This window comes from Dyella mobilis (assembly GCF_016904945.1).
GTDB lineage: Bacteria > Pseudomonadota > Gammaproteobacteria > Xanthomonadales > Rhodanobacteraceae > Dyella_B > Dyella_B mobilis.
In genome coordinates this window covers 426,368-445,268 of sequence record NZ_JADIKF010000039.1, presented here as the reverse complement: position 1 = coordinate 445,268, position 18,901 = coordinate 426,368, and the positions used below count along the sequence as shown (strand labels likewise).

23 protein-coding genes are annotated in these 18,901 nt (G+C 63.5%); 14 read left to right on the top strand and 9 right to left on the bottom strand.

Going from position 1 to position 18,901, the window contains the following annotated elements; genetic code table 11:
• Nucleotides 1-88: 88 nt before the first annotated feature.
• Both ISS99_RS12925 and ppk2 read left to right on the top strand, forming a co-directional pair.
• Nucleotides 89-2,191: an O-linked N-acetylglucosamine transferase, SPINDLY family protein gene (locus ISS99_RS12925; protein ID WP_204632025.1), complete on the top strand. Its 2,103-nt coding sequence runs from the start codon at nt 89-91 to the stop codon at nt 2,189-2,191.
• 18 nt (nt 2,192-2,209) lie between these two features.
• Nucleotides 2,210-2,989 carry a polyphosphate kinase 2 gene (ppk2, locus tag ISS99_RS12920; RefSeq protein ID WP_204632024.1) on the top strand — a complete coding sequence of 260 codons (780 nt, stop codon included), beginning with the start codon at nt 2,210-2,212 and terminating at the stop codon, nt 2,987-2,989.
• A gap of 16 nt (nt 2,990-3,005) precedes the next feature.
• Here ppk2 and ISS99_RS12915 read toward each other — a convergent pair whose 3' ends face one another.
• Genes ISS99_RS12915 through ISS99_RS12905 form a run of 3 tightly spaced genes read right to left on the bottom strand, consistent with a single transcriptional unit; the run spans nt 3,006 to nt 5,029 of the window.
• The gene (locus ISS99_RS12915; protein ID WP_204632023.1) at nt 3,006-3,272 is read right to left on the bottom strand and encodes an acylphosphatase; all 267 of its coding nucleotides are present in this window, start codon (nt 3,270-3,272) and stop codon (nt 3,006-3,008) included.
• A gap of 3 nt (nt 3,273-3,275) precedes the next feature.
• Nucleotides 3,276-3,743, bottom strand: a complete 468-nt coding sequence (locus ISS99_RS12910) for a TlpA family protein disulfide reductase (protein WP_204632022.1) — start codon at nt 3,741-3,743, stop codon at nt 3,276-3,278.
• Nucleotides 3,740-5,029 (bottom strand): YihY family inner membrane protein, encoded by a 1,290-nt coding sequence (locus tag ISS99_RS12905; protein WP_204632021.1) that lies wholly within the window; start codon nt 5,027-5,029, stop codon nt 3,740-3,742. Before ISS99_RS12905 ends, ISS99_RS12910 begins: the two co-directional genes overlap by 4 nt.
• A gap of 62 nt (nt 5,030-5,091) precedes the next feature.
• On the opposite strand from ISS99_RS12905, the gene wrbA reads away from it, so the two are divergent.
• Nucleotides 5,092-5,691 carry an NAD(P)H:quinone oxidoreductase gene (gene wrbA, locus ISS99_RS12900; protein ID WP_204632020.1) on the top strand — a complete coding sequence of 200 codons (600 nt, stop codon included), beginning with the start codon at nt 5,092-5,094 and terminating at the stop codon, nt 5,689-5,691.
• Entirely contained in the window at nt 5,688-6,044 is a 357-nt protein-coding gene (locus tag ISS99_RS12895) for a DUF2069 domain-containing protein (RefSeq protein WP_204632019.1), read from the top strand. Before wrbA ends, ISS99_RS12895 begins: the two co-directional genes overlap by 4 nt.
• Here the strand turns inward: ISS99_RS12895 and ISS99_RS12890 are convergent.
• Nucleotides 6,041-6,826, bottom strand: coding sequence for an acyl-CoA thioesterase (locus ISS99_RS12890; RefSeq protein WP_204632018.1), 786 nt, complete (start codon nt 6,824-6,826; stop codon nt 6,041-6,043). The genes ISS99_RS12895 and ISS99_RS12890 overlap by 4 nt on opposite strands.
• Before the next feature lie 113 nt (nt 6,827-6,939).
• Here ISS99_RS12890 and ISS99_RS12885 point away from each other — a divergent pair, with 113 nt between their 5' ends.
• Together ISS99_RS12885 and ISS99_RS12880 are read left to right on the top strand one after the other, a co-directional pair.
• Nucleotides 6,940-8,583: an acyl-CoA dehydrogenase family protein gene (locus ISS99_RS12885; protein WP_204632017.1), complete on the top strand. Its 1,644-nt coding sequence runs from the start codon at nt 6,940-6,942 to the stop codon at nt 8,581-8,583.
• Nucleotides 8,584-8,649: 66 nt separating this feature from the next.
• Nucleotides 8,650-9,138, top strand: a complete 489-nt coding sequence (locus tag ISS99_RS12880; protein WP_204632667.1) for an asparaginase domain-containing protein — start codon at nt 8,650-8,652, stop codon at nt 9,136-9,138.
• A gap of 111 nt (nt 9,139-9,249) precedes the next feature.
• Here the strand turns inward: ISS99_RS12880 and sufT are convergent, their stop codons facing one another.
• Nucleotides 9,250-9,807: a putative Fe-S cluster assembly protein SufT gene (sufT, locus tag ISS99_RS12875; protein ID WP_204632016.1), complete on the bottom strand. Its 558-nt coding sequence runs from the start codon at nt 9,805-9,807 to the stop codon at nt 9,250-9,252.
• A 182-nt stretch (nt 9,808-9,989) separates the two neighbouring features.
• On the opposite strand from sufT, the gene ISS99_RS12870 reads away from it, so the two are divergent.
• Nucleotides 9,990-10,433, top strand: a complete 444-nt coding sequence (locus tag ISS99_RS12870) for a hypothetical protein (RefSeq protein ID WP_204632015.1) — start codon at nt 9,990-9,992, stop codon at nt 10,431-10,433.
• Here ISS99_RS12870 and ISS99_RS12865 read toward each other — a convergent pair.
• Together ISS99_RS12865 and ISS99_RS12860 are read right to left on the bottom strand one after the other, a co-directional pair.
• A complete protein-coding gene (locus ISS99_RS12865) occupies nt 10,430-11,887 on the bottom strand; it encodes an NAD(P)(+) transhydrogenase (Re/Si-specific) subunit beta (RefSeq protein WP_204632666.1) in 1,458 nt (485 codons plus the stop codon). The two genes, ISS99_RS12870 and ISS99_RS12865, sit on opposite strands and share 4 nt — an antisense overlap.
• A complete protein-coding gene (locus ISS99_RS12860) occupies nt 11,887-12,195 on the bottom strand; it encodes an NAD(P) transhydrogenase subunit alpha part 2 (protein WP_204632014.1) in 309 nt (102 codons plus the stop codon). The genes ISS99_RS12865 and ISS99_RS12860 overlap by 1 nt, the downstream gene beginning before the upstream one ends.
• A 204-nt stretch (nt 12,196-12,399) precedes the next feature.
• Between ISS99_RS12860 and ISS99_RS12855 the strand changes: the two genes are divergently transcribed.
• Genes ISS99_RS12855 through ISS99_RS12845 form a run of 3 tightly spaced genes read left to right on the top strand, consistent with a single transcriptional unit; the run spans nt 12,400 to nt 13,895 of the window.
• Nucleotides 12,400-12,987: an RNA polymerase sigma factor gene (locus tag ISS99_RS12855; protein WP_239537921.1), complete on the top strand. Its 588-nt coding sequence runs from the start codon at nt 12,400-12,402 to the stop codon at nt 12,985-12,987.
• The gene (locus tag ISS99_RS12850) at nt 12,984-13,373 is read left to right on the top strand and encodes a hypothetical protein (protein WP_204632013.1); all 390 of its coding nucleotides are present in this window, start codon (nt 12,984-12,986) and stop codon (nt 13,371-13,373) included. The genes ISS99_RS12855 and ISS99_RS12850 overlap by 4 nt, the downstream gene beginning before the upstream one ends.
• 3 nt (nt 13,374-13,376) lie before the next feature.
• Complete coding sequence (locus tag ISS99_RS12845; RefSeq protein ID WP_204632012.1) at nt 13,377-13,895, top strand: DUF3106 domain-containing protein; 519 nt, start codon at nt 13,377-13,379, stop codon at nt 13,893-13,895.
• A 33-nt stretch (nt 13,896-13,928) separates the two neighbouring features.
• Here ISS99_RS12845 and ISS99_RS12840 read toward each other — a convergent pair whose 3' ends face one another.
• On the bottom strand, nt 13,929-15,029 hold the full coding sequence (locus ISS99_RS12840) for an NAD(P) transhydrogenase subunit alpha (protein ID WP_204632011.1): 1,101 nt from the start codon (nt 15,027-15,029) through the stop codon (nt 13,929-13,931).
• Nucleotides 15,030-15,145: 116 nt separating this feature from the next.
• Between ISS99_RS12840 and cdd the strand changes: the two genes are divergently transcribed.
• The 4 genes from cdd to ISS99_RS12820 all read left to right on the top strand — a co-directional run bounded on the left by cdd (nt 15,146) and on the right by ISS99_RS12820 (nt 17,843).
• Nucleotides 15,146-15,562, top strand: coding sequence for a cytidine deaminase (cdd, locus tag ISS99_RS12835; protein ID WP_204632010.1), 417 nt, complete (start codon nt 15,146-15,148; stop codon nt 15,560-15,562).
• Nucleotides 15,563-15,750: 188 nt separating this feature from the next.
• Complete coding sequence (locus tag ISS99_RS12830; RefSeq protein ID WP_204632009.1) at nt 15,751-16,320, top strand: nitroreductase family protein; 570 nt, start codon at nt 15,751-15,753, stop codon at nt 16,318-16,320.
• The gene (locus tag ISS99_RS12825; RefSeq protein ID WP_425490481.1) at nt 16,295-17,233 is read left to right on the top strand and encodes a 5'-3' exonuclease; all 939 of its coding nucleotides are present in this window, start codon (nt 16,295-16,297) and stop codon (nt 17,231-17,233) included. The genes ISS99_RS12830 and ISS99_RS12825 overlap by 26 nt, the downstream gene beginning before the upstream one ends.
• 43 nt (nt 17,234-17,276) lie before the next feature.
• Nucleotides 17,277-17,843 (top strand): NUDIX hydrolase, encoded by a 567-nt coding sequence (locus ISS99_RS12820; RefSeq protein WP_204632008.1) that lies wholly within the window; start codon nt 17,277-17,279, stop codon nt 17,841-17,843.
• A 7-nt stretch (nt 17,844-17,850) separates the two neighbouring features.
• Here the strand turns inward: ISS99_RS12820 and ISS99_RS12815 are convergent, their stop codons facing one another.
• The gene (locus ISS99_RS12815) at nt 17,851-18,897 is read right to left on the bottom strand and encodes a TMEM43 family protein (protein ID WP_204632007.1); all 1,047 of its coding nucleotides are present in this window, start codon (nt 18,895-18,897) and stop codon (nt 17,851-17,853) included.
• Nucleotides 18,898-18,901: the final 4 nt, after the last annotated feature.

Here is an 18,901-nt window from a genome sequence, read left to right as displayed (position 1 = left end):
CGTCTTCCGGCCACCGGAACGGCGGTTTCGTGAGCGAGTTGCCGAATATCTCGACCATCCATCACGACCGTGACGTGTGCCCAGCTCCATGACCGAAGCCCTGCCCAACGACATCGCCTCGACCCTGCAACGACTCAGCGAACTGCTGCAGCAGGGCGCCAATGCCGAAGCGGCCAACCTGGCTGCGCTGGCGCGCCGGCAATTCCCCGTGTCCGCGGATCTGTTCCGCTTGTACGGCGTGGCCCTGGTTCGCCTCGGCCGCCGTAAGGAGGCTCAGGTAGCCATGAACCGCGCCGCCGAACTGGCGCCGGGCAACGTGGAGGTGCAGTGCAACCTTGCCAGCATGGCCATGGCCGAAGGCAAAGTGGGGGCCGCTATCGAACGCGCGAAAAACGCACTATCCAAGGCCCCTGGCCATCCTGCCCTGCTACAGGTGCTCGGCACGGCCTATATGGCAACGGGCCAGCATGCACAGGCGCGTGACGCCTTTTCCCTGGCTGCGCAGAACATGCCGCAACACCCGTCGATCCGGCTCAATCTTGCTTCCGCGGAACTGGAACTGGGGCGCCTGCCGGAAGCCGAAGCACAGGTGCGCCAAGCGCTGCTGCAGGCCCCATCTTCCGACCTCGCGCACGCCATGCTGGGTCACTTGATGCACATGCAGCGTCGCCCCAAGGACGCCGCAGCCTCGCTGCTGCAAGCTGGCAAACTGGCCCCGAACAACGTGCAGCACGTCTTTCAGGCCGCCCTGATGCTGGACGAAGCCGGCGACCTCGAAGGAGCCGCCGAGGCTTTGGCCGACGCCCTGTCGCGAGCGCCGGAATCGATTCCCGTGATGAGCCAGTTGCTGTTCGCCCGTCGACGCCTGTGCCGCTGGCAGGACATCGACAGCTTGAGCGAACAGGTAACGCGCGCCGTATCGGAAGGTCAGCCAGGCATTCACCCTTTTGCATTCCTTGCCGAAGATACCGACGCTGCACTCCAATTGCGCTGTGCCAAAACCTACGCAGCCACGCTGGAGCAACAGGCGGCCGCGTATCGTCAGGAATTCAACATACGCCACACCGTACCGTTGCCGGACAGCCCGATCCGCATCGGCATGCTTGCCGACGGCTTCCACGAAACGGCCGTGGGCCAGCATCTGGTCGCGTTGATCGAAGCGCTTGCCGAGAGCGACCTGGATATCCACTTGTTTGCCGCCACACCGGACGATGGCGGCTCGGTACGGCGCCGCCTGGGAGCTGCCGCGACCTTGCACGACGTATCGTCGCTCAGCCGCAAGCAAGTCGCCTCCCTCATCCACGGCACCGCGATCGAGATTCTGTTCGACCTCAACGGTTATCGCGGACGTGGCAACGTGGAGTTGATGTCGCTACGGCCCGCACCCGTGCAGATCGGCTGGTTGGGTTATACGGGCAGTTCCGGCGCGCCATGGATGGATTATCTGCTGACCGATGCGATGACCATCCCGAACGAGCTGCGCGAGCACGTCAGCGAAAAAGTGATTCGACTGCCGCGCTGCCCACAGCCGAACGATCCTGGGCGCAAGCTGGCCGATCCGCCTTCGCGCGAGGCATGCGGCCTGCCGGGAAACGCGGTGGTATTCGCCTGCTTCCACGAAACCTACGTCATCAATCCGGCGGTTTTCGCCCGCTGCATGCTCATCTTGCAGCAAGTGCCCAACAGCGTGCTGTGGCTGCTCAGCGGACCTGCCGATGCAGACCAGCGTCTGCGTCAGGCCGCCAGCGCACTCGATATCGCGCCTGAGCGCCTGATTTTCATGCCCCGCTTGTCCTACGGGGACTATCTTGCGCGCTACGCGCACGTCGACCTGTATCTGGACACGCTGCCCATCAACGCCCGCGCTACCGCATCCGATGCGCTGTGGGCAGGCTGCCCCGTACTGACCCGCTCCGGCGAGACGATTTCCGGGCGCACCGTTACCAGCCTGCTGCATCACCTTGGGCTGCCGGAGCTGATCACCGCCGACAGCGTGTCCTTCATCGGCATGGCGACTGCATTGGGCAATGATCCCGATGCACTGGCTACGTTACGCCACCATCTGGTTCAACAGCGCAACAAGAGTTCACTGTTCGACATGCGCGGATTTGCAACGGACTTTCGTCGTGCCATGCTCGCCGTCAGTGCGCGCTATCGCATCGGCCGGCCTCCGACGGATCTCGATTTGTAGCCTTGCCGGGAGAACCCCATGAGCAAGCAGGACAAGCTGTACAACCACACCATGGAAGCCCTGCAGATCGAGCTGGCCGGGCTGCACCGCTGGCTGCAGCGCAGCGGCAAGCGACTGGCGGTGTTGTTCGAGGGACGCGATGCGGCCGGCAAGGGCGGCACCATCAAGCGCATCACCGAGAGCATGGATACCCGCGGCTATCGCATCGCGGCACTGGGCAAGCCCGACGAAGTGGAAGCCTCGCAGTGGTATTTCCAACGCTACGTACCGCACCTGCCCGCCGCCGGCGAACTCGTGTTGTTCGACCGCAGCTGGTACAACCGCGCCGTGGTCGAGCCAGCGATGGGCTTCTGCACCAACGATCAATACGAGGCCTTTCTCCAGGCCGCCCCGGTGTTTGAAAAGCTGCTTACCGACGACGGCATCATCCTGCTGAAATACTGGCTGGCGGTCGATCAAAAAGAGCAGGAAAAGCGTTTCGCGGATCGCGCGCGCGATCCGCTCAAGCGCTGGAAGCTCTCGCCGGTCGACCTGGCGTCCCGCAACAAATACGCCGAATTCGGCCGCTTGCGCGACACGATGATCGAACGCACCCACACCACGAACGCGCCGTGGTTCGTGGTCGATTTCAACGACCAGAAGCGTGGCCGGGTCAACTTGATCCGGCATCTGCTGGAACAGGTACCGCGTCACGACAAGCCGATACCGGCAGTAAAGCTGCCAAAGCTGAAAGGCAAACCCAAGCGCGAAAACATCGGTGAAAAAGCTCTGTGGGTACCGGATACATTCGGCGGCTGAGTTGCCGCCTCAACCTTCAGCCGACGGCAAATCCCTTCGCCACCGCCCCCGAATACTCGCTGCGCGCCACTTCATCGACGTGAGCGGCGGGCGGCCCTTGCCACAGCCAGCGTTCGAGTTCCTGCACGGCTTCGGCCGGACCATCGGCCACCACTTCCACGCGGCCATCGGCAAGATTGCGCGCATACCCGCTCAAGCCGAGCCTGACCGCTTCCTCGCGCGCGCTGGCACGGAAGAACACGCCTTGCACCTTGCCGCTGATCAGAAAACGCGCGCAACTCATCGCTCAGTGCCCGATGATGGCGCTCAATGCGGCAGGCGTAACCGGACCCATGAAATGCTTCGCCACCTTGCCGTCCGGTGCGATCAGCCAGGTCGTCGGCAAGCCCAGCGGTTGGTCGAAATCTTTCAGGGGCTTGTCCATGGTGACCTGCGCCACCGGATAGCCCACCGGATGCTTGTCGAGAAACGCCCGGATATCCGCCGGATCGGTATCGTCATACGCAATGCCGATCGCCGTGACGTTCGGATGCGTGGCTACGAAATGCGCGATATCGGGCAGTTCCTTGATGCACGGCGCGCACCAGGTTGCCCAGAAGTTCACGATCACCCAATGCCCGCGTTGCGTTCCCAGGTCGTAAGGCTTGCCATCGAGTGTCGTCACCTTCAGCGACGGCTGTGCCGGCATGGCCGCCCAGATCGGCGCGGTAACCATGCATGCAGCCAACAACAGCGACGGGGCGAACCACTTCATGTTTCCGATTCCTGCGTTTGTACGATGAGAGGCCGGGGTAGCGCGACCGGATCGACAGGATAAACCTTGTCCAGATGTGTGCCCAAGGTCCCGTGCAGCGAGTGCGCTACCTTGACCAGCAACGACAACAATTCCGGCGGCAGCTGGATCCCCGCGGCCTGCGCCTGCTCGGCAGGATGCAGGGGCAACCGGTACCGGTTGTAGCGATAGACGTGTAGAAGGTCGGTGCTGTCCAGGCTGCGGATCAATACCCAATCGCCCTTCTCGCCGCGCTGGATCAGCCCCGCTCGCGACAGATCTTCGAAGTAGGTCGCAATGGCGTCGCTGCGCAGGCACGGATCAGTCTCGCGTATTCCTGCCGGCTCCACGCCGCGCCCGGCACGCTGCGCCTCCACAAAATGGCGCAGCACCACCAGCAAGCCGAGAAACTCGGCGCCCTCCGGCATGGCATCGCACGGCTTTTGATATTCGAATGCCGAGATCGAAGCGGCCACGGAGGCACACAGGATCACGATGACCCACGACAGGTAGATCCACAACAGCAACAGAGGAATGATGGCCAGCGCGCCGTAGATCTGCTGATAGTTCTGTGCGCTGCGAACATAGTGGGTAAAACCCCAGCGCGCGATTTCGAACAACACCGCGCCCAGCAGAGCGCCTATCGCGGTGTGTCGCTTGTTGACGCGACGATTGGGAACCGTGCTGTACAGCAGCCATAGCGTTAGGAACGTCACCACGAAAGGCATCGCTCCGAGCAGCTCCTGGCCGATGCCGAGCGACTCGCCCGCGTTACGCAACATCGGCACCGCCGCCACATACGAAGTGATCGCGATGCCACCCACCACCAGTACCGGACCCAGCGTCAACGCCGCCCAGTAGAGCAACAGGCGCGGCCCCCACGGCCGGTGGTGATGCACTTGCCAGATGCGGTTGAGGCGGTCTTCGATGCTGTTCATCATCGACACGGCGCTGAACAGCATCACCAGGATGCTGATCCCGGTGAGCTTGCGCGCGTTGGAGGCGAAATCCATCAGCGCCCCCTGCACCGTCTCGCCCGCCGCGGGTACGAAATTGCTGAAGACGAAATTGATCAACGTGTCGCGCGCGTCCTCGAACATCGGAAACGCTGCGAACATGGCCAGCACGGCCACGGTCAGCGGTACCAGCGACACCAAGGTGGTATAGGACAACGCACCGGCCGTCTCGAAGCATTTGTCGTCGAGAAAGCGCTGCCAGAGAAAATGACCGAAGGTCAAGGTGCGGTCGCGATCGAAGCGCAGGTTCATGGTGCCTACTTCCCTGATATCGCCCGTACACTACCCCATTCCACGTGAACGCCCCAAACCCGATGAGCGACATTCTGGTTCTGTACTACAGCCGTCATGGACATACCGCCCAACTCGCCCGCCTGATCGCCCGGGGCGTGGAGGAAATTCCAGGTATGCACGCACGCCTGCGCCAAGTCCCTCCGGTTGCCCCAGTTACCGAAGTCGCCCAGCCGCCGGAGCCGGACGAGGGCGCGCCCTACGTGGCCAAGCAGGATCTGCACGAATGCTCGGGGCTGGCCATGGGCAGCCCCACCCGCTTCGGCAACATGGCCGCGCCCCTGAAGCATTTCCTGGACAGCACCGGTGCCGAATGGGCCAGCGGAGCCCTGGTCGGCAAACCGGCCGCGGTGTTTACCGCCACCAGCACCATGCATGGCGGCCAGGAATCCACTCTGCTCAGCATGGCCTTGCCCCTGCTCCATCACGGCATGCTTCTGCTGGGCATTCCGTATACCGAGCCTGCGCTCACCGCCACGCTGAGCGGCGGCACGCCCTATGGCGCCAGCCACGTGGCGGGGCCCAAGGGTGACAACACCATCAGCGAACACGAACGCGAACTGGCCCGCGCACTGGGCCGGCGACTGGCCGACACCGCACGCAAGCTGGCGGTCCATTCGTGAGCGCGGCGCTTTCGGCAACCTCACGCATTGCCCTGACTGCCTGGCTGGGGCTGATCGCGCTGCAATGTGCCTGGTATGCGTGGCTGTTTCCGCCGCAGCAGATTCCGTTGTGGGTCGCCCTGGCTGTAGCAGTGGTGCCTTTGCTGCTGCCGTTTCTTGCGATTCGCAACGTACGTCGTGCACTGCTCTTGGCCGGCATTCTCAGCCTGTTCTATTTCTGCCACGGCGTGGCCGAAAGCTGGAGTTCCGCGCAGGAACGCGGGGTGGCGCTGATCGAGGTGCTGCTGACGCTCGTGTTGATCGGCGCATTGGGTGCCGGCGTGAAGCGCAGGCCGAAGGCAACTTCGGGCTAGCCGAACACCACCATGCTTTGGCGGCTGAGCGCAACCGCTTCTCCGCCGGGCCCCCACAACATCACTTGCTGGCTGGTATAGCCGTCCTGCGCCGCCTGCATCTGCGCGTCGATGCGCCAGTTTTGCAACGGCAAGCCGCGGCTATCGGCAAAGCATTCCAGCATCCAGGTCAGCGAGCTCCCCGGAGTCGGCCGGTCGAGCATCGACAGTGCAAGCGGCGGAATGAAGTCGGCGAAAGCGACGACTTGCGCCTCGTCTGCGACGCCCTCGTCTTTCAATCCCACCACGACCACCTGCTCGGTCTTCTTGCTGCCCGAGAAAGGAATGTCGCCTTGCAGCCAGCACGCATCGAAATGCTGGGTAAATTGCGGCAACACGCCTGGCACATAGCGAAGCACGTGCGGTTCGGCCATCGCTTCAACCTGGGGCTGTGCAGGCAGGACGCGCAACGTGGAAGTGCGCGCGGCACCGAACACGCCAATCACCAGACAAGCCGTGTCGTCACCGTCCAACAGCCGCGCTTCGATCTGCATCACGCTCTTGCCCCGCCGCAATACCCTTGCAGCCACTCGCACGGTACCTTCGGCAATCGGCGCGATGAAGGCCACCTGCAAGCTGCGTAGCGGCAGATCCTCGGGCACCAGCTCGCGCATGGCTCGCAACGCCAGCGCAGCCTGCAAGCCGCCAAACGTGCTTCGACCCTGCAGCCAGTCCTCGCTGATCGTGGCGATCCACGTATCGCCGTCGTGGCGCAAGCTGTTGAGAACTTCCGAGAACCGCATGTTCTTGCCTCTGCCGTTGAGTCCGCGATTTTAAGGAGGCTCTTCGCGGCGCAGCAAGGAAGCCTCGGCGATCGTGCCTATACTGACCCGGACAATTCGACGAGGTGGCCGTCATGGGATTCCTGCAAGACGCTCCGCAACTGTCGCACCCGTACCGCAGCGACCGCTTGTTGACGGCCTTGCTCGATCGCGTCTTCCCTTCCAAGCGCCGCATGGCCCTCGATGCCGACCTGGACGCCTTGGGCGATTACGCACAGATGGCCTTTGAGCGCGCCAGCCGCAGCACGCGCCGCCAACCCGTACTGACCCAATGGGACGCGTGGGGACGCCGGGTCGACCGGATCGAACTGACCGCCGCCTGGCAGGAAGGCCCCCAACTCACCACGCGCCACAACATCCTGGCGTCGGGCCACGAAGATCACGAACACGCCCGCCTGGGCGAATTTGCGCGCGTCTACGTCTATCACCTCGCCAGCGAGTTCTACACCTGCCCGCTGGCGATGACCGACGGCGCGGCCACGGCGCTGAAGGCGTCGGGCAACAAATCCCTGATGGATCGCGCGCTGCCTCATTTCCTCAGTCGCGATACGCACAACTTCTGGCTTTCGGGTCAATGGATGACCGAGAACACGGGCGGCTCGGATGTAAGCCACACCGAAACCACGGCGAAACAGGATGCCGACGGCCAATGGCGCTTGTACGGCCGCAAATGGTTCAGCTCCGCCGTCGTGGGCGAAGCCGCGCTGGCTCTGGCGCGGCCCGAAGGCGCATCGCAAGGTGCCGGCGCGCTCGCACTGTTCTATGTGGAAACCACCGACGCTGGCGAGCGCAAGCCGCAACTGATCATCGATCGCCTGAAAGACAAGCTCGGCACGCGCGAATTGCCGACCGCGGAAATCCATCTCGACGGCCTGCCGGCGTGGCCGATGGGCGAGCTGGCACACGGAGTGCGCCAGGTTGCGCCGATGCTCAACACCACGCGCACCTGGAATGCCGTTTGCGCAGTGGCCAGCATGGCGCGTGCCATCAACCTTGCCCGCGACTACGCCCGCCGGCGCCGGGCCTTTGGCAGTGCGTTGATCGAGCAACCGCTGCATGCCCAGACGCTGGCCGACATGCAGGCGGAATTCGAGGGCGCGTTTGCGCTGGCTTTCGAAGTGGCCCACCTGCTCGGCCGCGTGGAACAAAATGCGGCAACGCTGCAGGAAACCGCCTCGCTGCGCCTGCTCACCCCCTTGGCGAAACTGTGGACCGGCAAGATGGCGGTGAGCCTGTGTTCCGAAGCGCTGGAATGCTTCGGGGGTGCCGGCTACATCGAGGATACGGGACTGCCGCAATTGCTGCGTGACGCGCAGGTCTACGCCATCTGGGAGGGCACCACCAACGTGCTTTCGCTGGACAGCCTGCGTGCATTAGCCGGCAACAACAGTTTTGCCGCCTTGCGCAAAGTGATTGCCGGCTGGCTGGGCGAATCGCACAACGCGCAAGCATCGTTTGCCGTACATGCGGCCCTCGATGCCACCGCCACCCACCTGGATGCGCAAAAAGTGGACCGCCACGCCCTGGAAGCCGGGGCACGCGGCATCGCCACGACCCTGGCGCGCTGCGCGGCGGGGGCATTGATGGCGCGCCAGGCGGCGTGGTCTTCCTCGCGCGGCGACGAACGTCCCGCCGCAGCCTTGCGCCGGTTTCTCGGGCACGGGTTGCTGCGGCTCTCCGACATCAGCGGAGAAGACACCCGCCTGCTGCTGGAGTAATGCCTACGCCAAAGTCGCGGAACGGTTAAAATGCGCGCCCACCCATCCCTCCATGGCAGCCCGATCATGCAGCACCTGACCATCGTCACCACCGGCGGCACCATCGACAAGATCTATTTCGACGACAAGTCGGACTACAAGATCGGCGCACCGCAGATCGGTGAGATCCTCAGCCAGCTTGGCGTGGCCTTCCAGTTCGATGTAATTCCGATCCTGCGCAAGGACAGCCTGCACATCAATGCCGACGATCGCGCGCTGATCCGTTCAACCATCGAAGCACAGCCGCATCGCCACGTGCTGGTGACGCACGGCACCGACACCATGGTGGAGACCGCCAAGGAACTGGCCGCCATCAAGGGCAAGGTGATCGTGCTGACCGGTGCGCTCAATCCGGCGCGCTTCCAGGGTTCGGATGCCGTGTTCAACGTCGGTTGCGCGGTGGCCGCCGTGCAGACCCTGCCCGACGGCGTCTACATCACCATGAACGGCCGCGTGTGGAATCCGGCCAAGGTGCGCAAGAATCGCGACGCCAACCGGTTCGAGGAAGTGAATTAAACGGGGAACGGGGAACGGGGAACGGCAAATCATCGCGCCGCCCTGCTCCCGTTCAGGCGTAAGGTTGCGCGCAGCAGCGGTTCCTTGCCTAAACGTCCACGTTCCCTGCTTTCAAAGCATGCCGGTTTCGAGCTTCGCCGCTTCCGACATCATCGAGTGGTTCCACGGCGGATCGAACACCAGATCCACATCCGCCTCGGCAATGGTGGGGATCAACTCCAACTTGGTCCGCGCATCGTCGATCAGCACGTCGCCCATGCCGCAGCCAGGTGCGGTCAAGGTCATCTTGACGTATATCTTGCGCTGGTCCTGCCCCACCGACTCCAGGCTCACGTCGTAGACCAGGCCAAGCTCGACGACATTGATCGGAATTTCCGGATCGAACACCGTGCGCAACTGCTGCCAGACGAGCTTCTCCACGTCGGCATCGCTGGCATCGGCGGCCAGTTCCAGCGGCGGCGGCGGCTCCTTGCCCAGGGCATCGGCATCGTTGCCGGCAATGCGGAACAGGTTGCCTTCCACATAAACGGTGAAACTGCCGCCAAGTGCCTGGGTGATGTAACCGACCTGTCCGGCCGGAAGCGTGACGCTCTCACCCTGCGGCACCATGACCGCGCTGCAGTCCCGCGTCAGGGTGAAGGGTTCACTGCTAAGACTGAAACCGCTCATGCCATCTCGTGATGTGTCGTGGAAACCCGTCCCGGGCTCATCCGGCCCTCTATTATGCCGGTCGCCGATAGGACCTGTCCTCCCACATCAGGCTGAAAAGGCCGATCTCAAGGGAGCACGTCTCGGAAATACGGCCCTACACGTTAATATGCGCGCTTTGCTTTCCAGACCGTGAGCCCTCCATGTTCCTGCGCCAGCTGATCGGCGAATGTTTCGCGCTGTTCTGTTCCGTCATGCTCGGCTTGGCGGCCGGGGCGGTCTGGCTGGTGCCCACGGTATATCTCCGGCGCCCGCTGCCCTGGCTGGCGCTGCCGGCCGGATGGCTGTTGGCTATCGCCATTCGCCAATGGGTGCACGGACGTCGGTGGCATGCGGCACCGTTTGCCGTGCTCGCCACGCTGGTGGCAAGCGCCTATATCCGCGTGCTGGTGTCTGCGGTGAACATCTCCGCGATGACCGGCTACAGCCTGGTCGAAGCGATGCGTACGGCGGGCCTGCCCATGCTGCTGGATTTTGCGCGCATCAGCCTGAGCCCTGCGGATGTGGCCTGGAGCCTTGCCGGTGCCGCGCTGGCGGCGTTTACCGCATGGCGCGAGCCCCGGCGCAGCGCAAGGACGGTCGACTAACCGTCCAGCGTTTTCAGTTCGGAAACCAGCTGCCCCGCTGCTGCCTGGCCATCGCCATAAAGCATGCGTGCGTTGTCGGCATAAAACAGCGCGTTCTCGATGCCCGCAAAACCGGTGCCCTTGCCGCGCTTGATCACGATCACCTGCCTGGCATCGGCCACGTCAAGAATCGGCATGCCGTAGATCGGCGAAGAAGGGTCGGTCTTGGCCATCGGATTGACCACGTCATTGGCGCCGATCACCAAGGCCACGTCCGTGGCCGGGAACTCAGGATTGATGTCTTCCATGTCGGCGATCAGGTCGTAAGGCACGCCCGCTTCGGCCAGGAGCACATTCATGTGGCCCGGCATGCGACCGGCAACCGGATGAATGGCAAATTTCACCTTCACGCCGCGTGCGATCAGCAGTTGCGCGAACTCCCATACCTTGTGTTGCGCCTGCGCCACCGCCATGCCGTAACCGGGCACGATCACCACGCGCTCGGCATACGCCATCATCACGGCGGCATCGGCGGCTTCGATCGGCTTCTGGCTGCCGCCGATGGCCTGTGCCGTTGCACCTGCTGCCGCACCAAAGCTGCCGAAAAGCACGTTGCCCAGCGAACGATTCATCGCCCTGGCCATCAACTGCGTCAACAACGTACCGGCGGCACCGACCACCATGCCGGCGATGATCATCGCTTCGTTGTGCAGCACGTAACCTTCGAATGCCACCGCCAAGCCGGTGAACGCGTTGTACAGCGATATCACCACCGGCATGTCCGCGCCGCCGATCGGCAAGGTCATCAACAAGCCAAACAACAGGGCGAGCACGAAGAACGCGCAGATCAGGGCGAGCGTCAAATGGCCGCTGGCCAACAGAGCGCCGATCGCCACGGCCGCCGCCAGCACCAGCAGATTGACCACGCGCTGCCCCGGAAACACGAAGCGCCGGTCGAGCCAGCCCTGCAGCTTGGCGAAGGCAATCAGCGAGCCGGAAAAACTCACCGAGCCGATCAATGCACCCAGCACGCCCAGGATCAGGGCGACCGGACCGAGCGGGGCCAGCGCGGTCGCCGCGTGCAACGGCGACCAGCTTTCAGGCATCAATGGAGAGGTGTTGGGCGCAGCGAAATCCTGGACGTGCCCGATCAGCTCGCTGGCGCCGATGGCCGCCGCCGCTCCGCCACCCATGCCGTTATAGAGCGCCACCATTTGCGGCATGGCAGTCATCGCCACCCGCCGGCCGGACCACCAGGCCGCGGCCACGCCGATCAGCACGGCGGCGATGATCAGCCCCCGGTGCTGCATGTCCGGCAACAGCAAGGTGGCCAGCACCGCCAGCAACATGCCGAAGCCCGCCCAGACAATGCCGCCGCGGGCAGTCCGCGGCGAACTCATGCGTTTGAGCCCGAGAATGAATAAAAGCGCGGCGATGAAGTAGCAGGCGTCGATCAGGGTCTGCAGCCAGGCCATCATTTGGCCTCCCCGCTGCCCTTCCCGGGCTTGCTGGACTTGAACATCTCCAGCATCCGTTCCGTGACCACGTAGCCGCCGGCGGCATTGCCGGCACCCAGCAGGACCCCGATGAAGCCGATCGCCATCTCAAACGGCGTTTGGGCATGCCCTAGCGCAATCATGGCTCCAACGAGCACAATTCCATGGATAAAGTTCGAGCCGGACATCAACGGAGTGTGTAGGATCACCGGCACCCGGGCGATGATCTCGTACCCTGTAAATGCAGCCAGCATGAAGATGTAAAGCGCCAGGAACCCGTCAAGCATGTGTTTCCCCCGCCAATCAGTGACATCCACCCCATCATACGGTGTGAGGGACGCGCTGATCCACGTTGCCCAGATGACTGCAGCCTGTCGCGGGAGCTGTCCCGTGCGCCCCTGGTCAACCCCGGCGGGGCTGATGCGTTGATGTCGAGAGTCGAACAGATGGAGCCCCGGGATGCTCGCCCTGACGATTCGGAAAACGGCGCCATGAACAGCGTCTCGGCGGTGTTTGAGGCGGAACTGCTTGGGCAGGACGGCCGGGCGTTGCCTACCACCCTGGACGCTTTCCTGGCCAGCATGGAGCGGCGCGCCTTCCGAATGGCCGAATTGCACCTGGGCAACCGGGAAGACGCGCTGGATGCCGTCCAGGACGCCATGCTCCGTCTGGTCAAGCATTACCGCGGCAAGCCGGCCGAAGAATGGACGCCGCTGTTCTGGGGCATCCTGCGCCGGCGCATCGTGGATCTGCAGCGTCGGCGCAAGGTCCGCTCCATCGTGGTGGGCTGGCTGGGCGGCGGGCACGATGACGATGGCGATGAATTGCCTGTTTGGGAACCGGCCGATACCGGTCCGGATCCATTGGAAAAATTGCATGGTGATCAGTCCTACGCGGACATGGCCGCAGCGGTGAAGCAACTCCCGCAACGGCAGCGCGAGGCGTTCATCCTGCGAGTCCTGGAAGGTCTGGATGTCGCGGAAACGGCACAGGCCATGGGCTGCTCGGAGGGCAGCGTAAAAACACATCTTTCGCGGGCCATGCAACACCTGCGCGAGGAATTGGAGGCGTGGCGATGAACTCGTCCGACAAGCAATTGGAAAAGCGCGCCCGCGCGCTGTACCAGGAAGCCGCTCAACGCATCGATCCGGTCACGGCCGGACGCTTGCGCGCTGCTCGCCGCACGGCCCTGGAGATCACCGCGACGCATGCCTCGCCGCATCGTCGTGCCCGTCTGCTACTACCCGTCGGCGCACTGGCGGCCATGGCCCTGGCTGCGTTGATGATCTGGCAACCCGCGCCGCATCAGGGCGCAGGCAACCCACCCACCGCGACCATGATCACCGCCGAAGCGGATACCGAAATTCCGCCCGGCGCCGACAAGGCCGATCCTGGTCTCTACCAGAATCTCGACTTTTACAGCTGGCTTGCTGCCAACGACAGCAATGGCCAGGCCAAACATTGATCCATGCTGCCACGACGACTCTGCCTGCCCTCGCTATTCGCCTTGATATTCGGCCTGTTGGCCGCGGCGCCGTCGTATGCGCAAAACCAAGGTGCGCTGCACCCGTGGAACACGCTTAGCCCTGCACAGCAAAACATGCTGCAACCGCTGCAATCGCAATGGGACACCTTGCCGCCCAAGCGACAGGAACACATGCTGGAGCGCACTCAGGGGTGGTTGAAGCTGCCGCCGGAACGGCAGCAGGAAATCCGCGACCGTATCGCGCGCTGGCAACAGATGACTCCCGCCCAGCGCGAACAGGCGCGCCAGAACCAGCATCTCTACGACACACTGTCGCCAGACAAGCAACAGCAGTTGCACGATGCGTTCAAGCGCTTCCAGCAACTTCCGCCCGACCAGCGCGAAGCACTGCGCCGCCAGTGGCAGCAGCAAAGCCCGGATCAAAAGCGCCAATGGTTGCAGCACGTAGGGCCGCGCTCCACGCTGCCCGGCAAGCATGCCTTCGGCATGCCTGGCCGCTGATCGACCTTTCGATGCTCTCGAGGGCTACGCAGTTCAGGGCTTGAACAAAATCTCGCCGTCGCGCACAAGGCAGCTCTTGGCAACCAGTTCGTCATCGAAATCCGGTCGCAAGGCACCGTCGCGGATCAGCAGTTCGGCAAAGTTGTAGATGTTGCGCGCATACATTTCCGATGCATGCAGCGGCGCACCAGCCGCCAGATTCAAAGGCCCCAGGATCGTCACACCGCCGTGCTCGACCCGTTCCCCCGGACGCGTCAACTCGCAGTTGCCACCGCTTTCCGCAGCCAGGTCGACAATCAACGCACCCGGCTTCATGCCTTCGACCATGCTCGTACCGAGGATCTTCGGCGCGGCGCGGCCGGGTACCGCCGCTGTCGTCACCACCGCATCGAATACTTTCAGGTGATCGGCCAAAGCCTGTTGCTGGGCTGCCCGTTCTTCTGCGGTCAGTTCGCGGGCATAGCCCCCGCTGCCGGCTGCGCTGACGCCCAGATCCAGAAATTTGGCGCCTAAGGATTCGATCTGCTCCCGTGTTTCGGGACGCACGTCATAGCCTTCGATCTGCGCACCCAGGCGCCTTGCCGTGGCGATAGCCTGCAACCCCGCCACGCCCGCGCCAATCACCAGCACACGCGAAGGCCGAATGGTGCCGGCCGCCGTCGTCAGCATCGGGAAGAATTTCGGCGAATTCTCCGCCGCCATGAGCATGGCGCGATAGCCAGCCACCGCAGCCTGCGAGCTCAATACATCCATCGCCTGTGCGCGCGTCGTACGCGGCAACAGTTCCAACGAAAACGCCGTCAATTTGCGGTTCGCCAGCATATCGATGCGCGCCGTCGCGCCGTGCGGGCGCAATTGCCCCACCACTACGCTGCCTTCACGCAAGCGCGCCAGCACGCCGTCATCCGGCGGCAGCACACAGGCGAGCAGGTCTGCCTGGTTCGTTACGTCGGCTGCATCGGCAAATTCCGCATCCGGATAACTGGCGTCAGGAAATCCGGCAGCCGCCCCTGCACCTCGTTCGAGCAGCACGCGCAGGCCCTTGCCGCGCAGTTTCTTTGCCACTTCCGGCGTGATGGCGACCCGTCGCTCGCCGGCGGCGGTTTCACGCAATGCGGACACGGTAATCGACATCGACCATCCCCTGCGCAGTAGTCGCCCCATCCTAGCCGATGCCCGGCTCCCGGCGAACCTTCCATGGCCCTCCGAACTTCGAGTTAGACTGGCCGGCCCGCCCGCCGGAGACAGCGATGCCCGAGCCTTCCCTCAGCAGCACCCTGTTGGACCTTGCCCGCAGCGCGCGCGAATTGGCTTACGCACCGTATTCCCGTTTTCAGGTCGGCGCCGCTCTGCAAGCCCGCGATGGTCGCCTCTTCGTAGGCTGCAACGTTGAGAATGCAGCTTATGGTTTGTGCAATTGCGCCGAGCGCACCGCCTTGTTCAGCGCCATCGCTGCCGGCTGCAAGCCGGGTGATTTCACTGCCATCGCGGTGATTGCCGATACGCCCGACCCGGTTACACCTTGCGGCTCCTGTCGCCAGGTGCTGGCCGAGCTGTGTGATGCAGCCATGCCCGTGCTGCTCGCCAACGTGGCCGGCGCGACGCGACAGACGACAGTGGAAGCCTTGCTGCCCGGCAGCTTCAAGCTGCTAAGAGAATCATCCTGAGTCCGACGCGGCCAGCAACGAGCGCACCATGCCCACGCTATAAACCTCAGGCTGGCATGCATACACCTACAAGCCGGAAAGAATGGCTTTGCTGAAAGCCTTACGGATGGTCCGCGTGACCTTCAGACATCGTGACTGCCCACCCACGGTTGTAGGATAGGCGTTTGCCCCGAAGCCGACTTTTCCCCATGTCCAACCCGCTCGCCCTGCTTCAACAGCGTCATTCCGCGCCTTCGCGCCAGCTCGGTGAGCCGGCTCCGGATGCTGCCACGCTGCGCTCCTTGCTCGAGGCAGCAATCCGCGTTCCCGACCACGGCAAGCTGGTACCCTTCCGGTTGATCGAGCTGCGCGGCCAGGACAAACTCAGCTTCGGCGAACAGCTGGCCGAACGTGCCATTCGCCGCGATCCGCAACTGCCCGAATCCAAGCGTGAAAAAGAACGCTTCCGCTATACCTTTGCACCATTGGTGATGGTGGTCGTCGGTCGCCTGCACGACGATGCCGGCATCCCGGAAATCGAACAGAAGCTCTGCGCCGGCAACGTCGCCTACAACATTCTGCTTGGCGCCTATGCCCAGGGTTTCGGCGCCCAATGGCTTACCGGCTGGGCGGCCTACGACCCCGAAGTGGCCGCGCTGCTTGGCCTGGCCAGCAACGAATGCGTGATCGGTTTTGTGCACATCGGTACGCCGCAAACCGACATCCCCGATCGCGATCGCCCCGCGTTGGACGATCTGCTCAGCCAGTGGAAGGCCTGACGTGACGCGCTCCAGCCTGCCCACGACACACCTGGTTGATGGCAGCCTGTATGTGTTCCGTGCCTGGCACTCGATGCCGGATGAATTTCACGACGTCGACGGCCATCCGGTCAACGCCGTGCATGGCTTTACGCGTTTCCTGTGCGAGCTGCTGGAACGCGAAAAGCCCTCGCATCTTGCCGTGGCTTTCGACGCTTCGCTGACCACCTCGTTCCGCAATGCGATCTACCCCCAGTACAAGGCCAATCGCGAACTGCCACCGCCCGATCTCGAGCGGCAGTTCGTGCAATGCCGCGCCGTCACCGAGGCGCTCGGCATCCGCGTGTTGATCGACCACAGCTTCGAAGCGGACGATCTGATCGGCAGCACCCTGTGGAGTCTGCGTGCCCTGGGTTTTCGCAGCGTGATCATTTCCGCCGACAAGGACTTCGGCCAGTTGCTCGGCGAGCACGACGAGCAATGGGATTTTGCGCGCAACCAACGCTGGGGACCGGCGGGCGTGTTCGAGCGACTGGGCGTGCATCCCGAGCAGGTCGCGGATTATCTGGCACTGTGTGGCGACGCCGTCGACAACATTCCCGGTGTGCCCGGTATCGGCGCAAAGACGGCGGCCGCCTTGTTGGGCCATTTCGGCAACCTCGATGCGCTGCTGGAACGCGTGGAAGAAGTACCTTTCCTGCGCTTGCGCGGCGCGGCCAGTTGCGCGGCAAAACTGCGCGCGCATGGCGAATCGGCCCGGCTTTATCGACGCCTTACCCGCATTGCGCTGGATGCCCCTATCGACGGCACCGCAGATGCCCTGCTGCGTCGTCCTTCGCCCGATACGCTGGAACCGCTCTGCGAGCGGCTTCGCTTCGGGCCACTGACGCGCAATCGCCTGCGCGCGCTCAACGAAACACAATCCCCCCGTTGAACGCCTCGCAGCATTTTCATTTCTTCACGAGCCATTCCTTTCGATGAACCCACTCGATCGCAAACCTCCTGATGCCGGCACCCACGTCGAAACGCTCCATCAAGGACGCTGGCTCAGCCTGCGCCGCCGGGGCCGCTGGGAATACGCCGAACGCAACAATCCCGGCGGCGCCGTCATCATTCTGTCCGTTACGCCGGAAGACAAAATTCTGTTCGTCGAGCAATACCGGGTAGCCGTCCAGCAGTTCACCATCGAGATGCCGGCCGGGTTAGTCGGGGACCTCTCCGGCAGCGAAAACGAAGGCGTCCTGCTGGCCGCGCAACGTGAGCTGGAAGAGGAAACCGGCTACCGCTGCAGCCACGTCAGCTTCTTGCACGAAGGTCCGACGTCATCAGGCATGAGCAGCGAGATCATCGCCTTCGTGCTCGCCCACGATCTGGTCAAGGTCGGCGATGGCGGCGGTGACGAAAACGAAAACATCGTGGTGCACGAAGTCCCACGCAAAGAAGCGGCCAAGTGGTTGCTCGCGCGCCGCGCCGAGGGCTATTCGATCGACCCGAAACTCTTCGCCGGCTTGTGGTTCATCGAACACGCCAACCTGTTCGATTGAGCCGTGCTCAAGCCGACCGCGCGGCGAGCACCCGCCACGCGGTCAGCGCAACGCCGATCAGCGAGAGCAAGAACCAGCCCAGGGCGCGTGTGTTGTCGTTACCCAGCCACAACACCGCATCCACTGCACCGATCACCGACACAGCGATCGCCGGTGCAAGAACCGCATCGATACGCTGGTAATGCCAGCGCAGCAGTAACGCCGCGCCTAGGGTCGCCAACAGAATCGAGACGATGCGCCGCAACCACGAATAATCGGGCGGCACGGGCAAGTCCGGAAAAATATCCGCCAGCGATACATCGCCCGACTGCACCGCGAACCCTACCCCGTCGGCAGCGTCGCTGGCGGGGATCAGTTTGTTGCCGCTGACCTTTGCCACCACCGTCACATCCTGGATCGGCACAGCTTCCCAGCTCACGCGCAGATCGCCCAATTGTGGGGCGGAAGGTACCGCACTGGTCACCAGGCTGTTGTTGTACAGGCTGAAGCTGGCAGCGAGATTGCTCGGCAGGCTGCGCAGATCCGGCGACACCGGCTGGCTCCCGACCAAGGCGTGCACCAAGGCCGGATCGAGCATGAAATCGTTCACGCGCACCAGTCCAGCGTCGAATTGCTCGCTCTGCAGAGGAAACTTGCCGGGATTGACGTGGCCTGCGGGATGCTCGAAGTGGCTGGAGTCGATCGGCTGGTCTTCCCAATCCAGCTCATAGGCCGCGGGCCCGCCGTAGTGCACCTCGTGCCATTGGAACATCTGCACGTGGCGGATCAGCACCGGCTGGTTGCTTTGCTGATTGAATTGCCGGTCCAACGGCGCTTCAACGACCTGCAGGGGCCCGACCACGCGCACCATGTAACCTTGCTCGCCGGCGTCGGGGCGGCCGTTGCTGCCCAGGTTGAGCACGTCCCCTCCATGCCGCTCCATCTGCGCACGGTAGTCGACGTGGCCTTTTTCGGTGACCGCCGCGATACCCACGCCGATGAGCATGATCACCGCCCCCAGTGCGGGCAACAGCCATTCGCGGATGGAGAGGGGTGGCTTGCGCTCGCCGCTCATCGAA

Excerpts from the sequence above, each read along its gene's own strand:
- ISS99_RS12925 (WP_204632025.1), top strand. The coding sequence starts at position 89 with ATGACCGAAGCCCTGCCCAACGACATCGCCTCGACCCTGCAACGACTC.
- ppk2 (WP_204632024.1), top strand. The coding sequence starts at position 2,210 with ATGAGCAAGCAGGACAAGCTGTACAACCACACCATGGAAGCCCTGCAG.
- ISS99_RS12915 (WP_204632023.1), bottom strand. The coding sequence starts at position 3,272 with ATGAGTTGCGCGCGTTTTCTGATCAGCGGCAAGGTGCAAGGCGTGTTC.
- ISS99_RS12910 (WP_204632022.1), bottom strand. The coding sequence starts at position 3,743 with ATGAAGTGGTTCGCCCCGTCGCTGTTGTTGGCTGCATGCATGGTTACC.
- ISS99_RS12905 (WP_204632021.1), bottom strand. The coding sequence starts at position 5,029 with ATGAACCTGCGCTTCGATCGCGACCGCACCTTGACCTTCGGTCATTTT.
- wrbA (WP_204632020.1), top strand. The coding sequence starts at position 5,092 with ATGAGCGACATTCTGGTTCTGTACTACAGCCGTCATGGACATACCGCC.
- ISS99_RS12890 (WP_204632018.1), bottom strand. The coding sequence starts at position 6,826 with ATGCGGTTCTCGGAAGTTCTCAACAGCTTGCGCCACGACGGCGATACG.
- ISS99_RS12885 (WP_204632017.1), top strand. The coding sequence starts at position 6,940 with ATGGGATTCCTGCAAGACGCTCCGCAACTGTCGCACCCGTACCGCAGC.
- ISS99_RS12880 (WP_204632667.1), top strand. The coding sequence starts at position 8,650 with ATGCAGCACCTGACCATCGTCACCACCGGCGGCACCATCGACAAGATC.
- sufT (WP_204632016.1), bottom strand. The coding sequence starts at position 9,807 with ATGAGCGGTTTCAGTCTTAGCAGTGAACCCTTCACCCTGACGCGGGAC.
- ISS99_RS12870 (WP_204632015.1), top strand. The coding sequence starts at position 9,990 with ATGTTCCTGCGCCAGCTGATCGGCGAATGTTTCGCGCTGTTCTGTTCC.
- ISS99_RS12865 (WP_204632666.1), bottom strand. The coding sequence starts at position 11,887 with ATGGCCTGGCTGCAGACCCTGATCGACGCCTGCTACTTCATCGCCGCG.
- ISS99_RS12860 (WP_204632014.1), bottom strand. The coding sequence starts at position 12,195 with ATGCTTGACGGGTTCCTGGCGCTTTACATCTTCATGCTGGCTGCATTT.
- ISS99_RS12855 (WP_239537921.1), top strand. The coding sequence starts at position 12,400 with ATGAACAGCGTCTCGGCGGTGTTTGAGGCGGAACTGCTTGGGCAGGAC.
- ISS99_RS12850 (WP_204632013.1), top strand. The coding sequence starts at position 12,984 with ATGAACTCGTCCGACAAGCAATTGGAAAAGCGCGCCCGCGCGCTGTAC.
- ISS99_RS12845 (WP_204632012.1), top strand. The coding sequence starts at position 13,377 with ATGCTGCCACGACGACTCTGCCTGCCCTCGCTATTCGCCTTGATATTC.
- ISS99_RS12840 (WP_204632011.1), bottom strand. The coding sequence starts at position 15,029 with ATGTCGATTACCGTGTCCGCATTGCGTGAAACCGCCGCCGGCGAGCGA.
- cdd (WP_204632010.1), top strand. The coding sequence starts at position 15,146 with ATGCCCGAGCCTTCCCTCAGCAGCACCCTGTTGGACCTTGCCCGCAGC.
- ISS99_RS12830 (WP_204632009.1), top strand. The coding sequence starts at position 15,751 with ATGTCCAACCCGCTCGCCCTGCTTCAACAGCGTCATTCCGCGCCTTCG.
- ISS99_RS12820 (WP_204632008.1), top strand. The coding sequence starts at position 17,277 with ATGAACCCACTCGATCGCAAACCTCCTGATGCCGGCACCCACGTCGAA.
- ISS99_RS12815 (WP_204632007.1), bottom strand. The coding sequence starts at position 18,897 with ATGAGCGGCGAGCGCAAGCCACCCCTCTCCATCCGCGAATGGCTGTTG.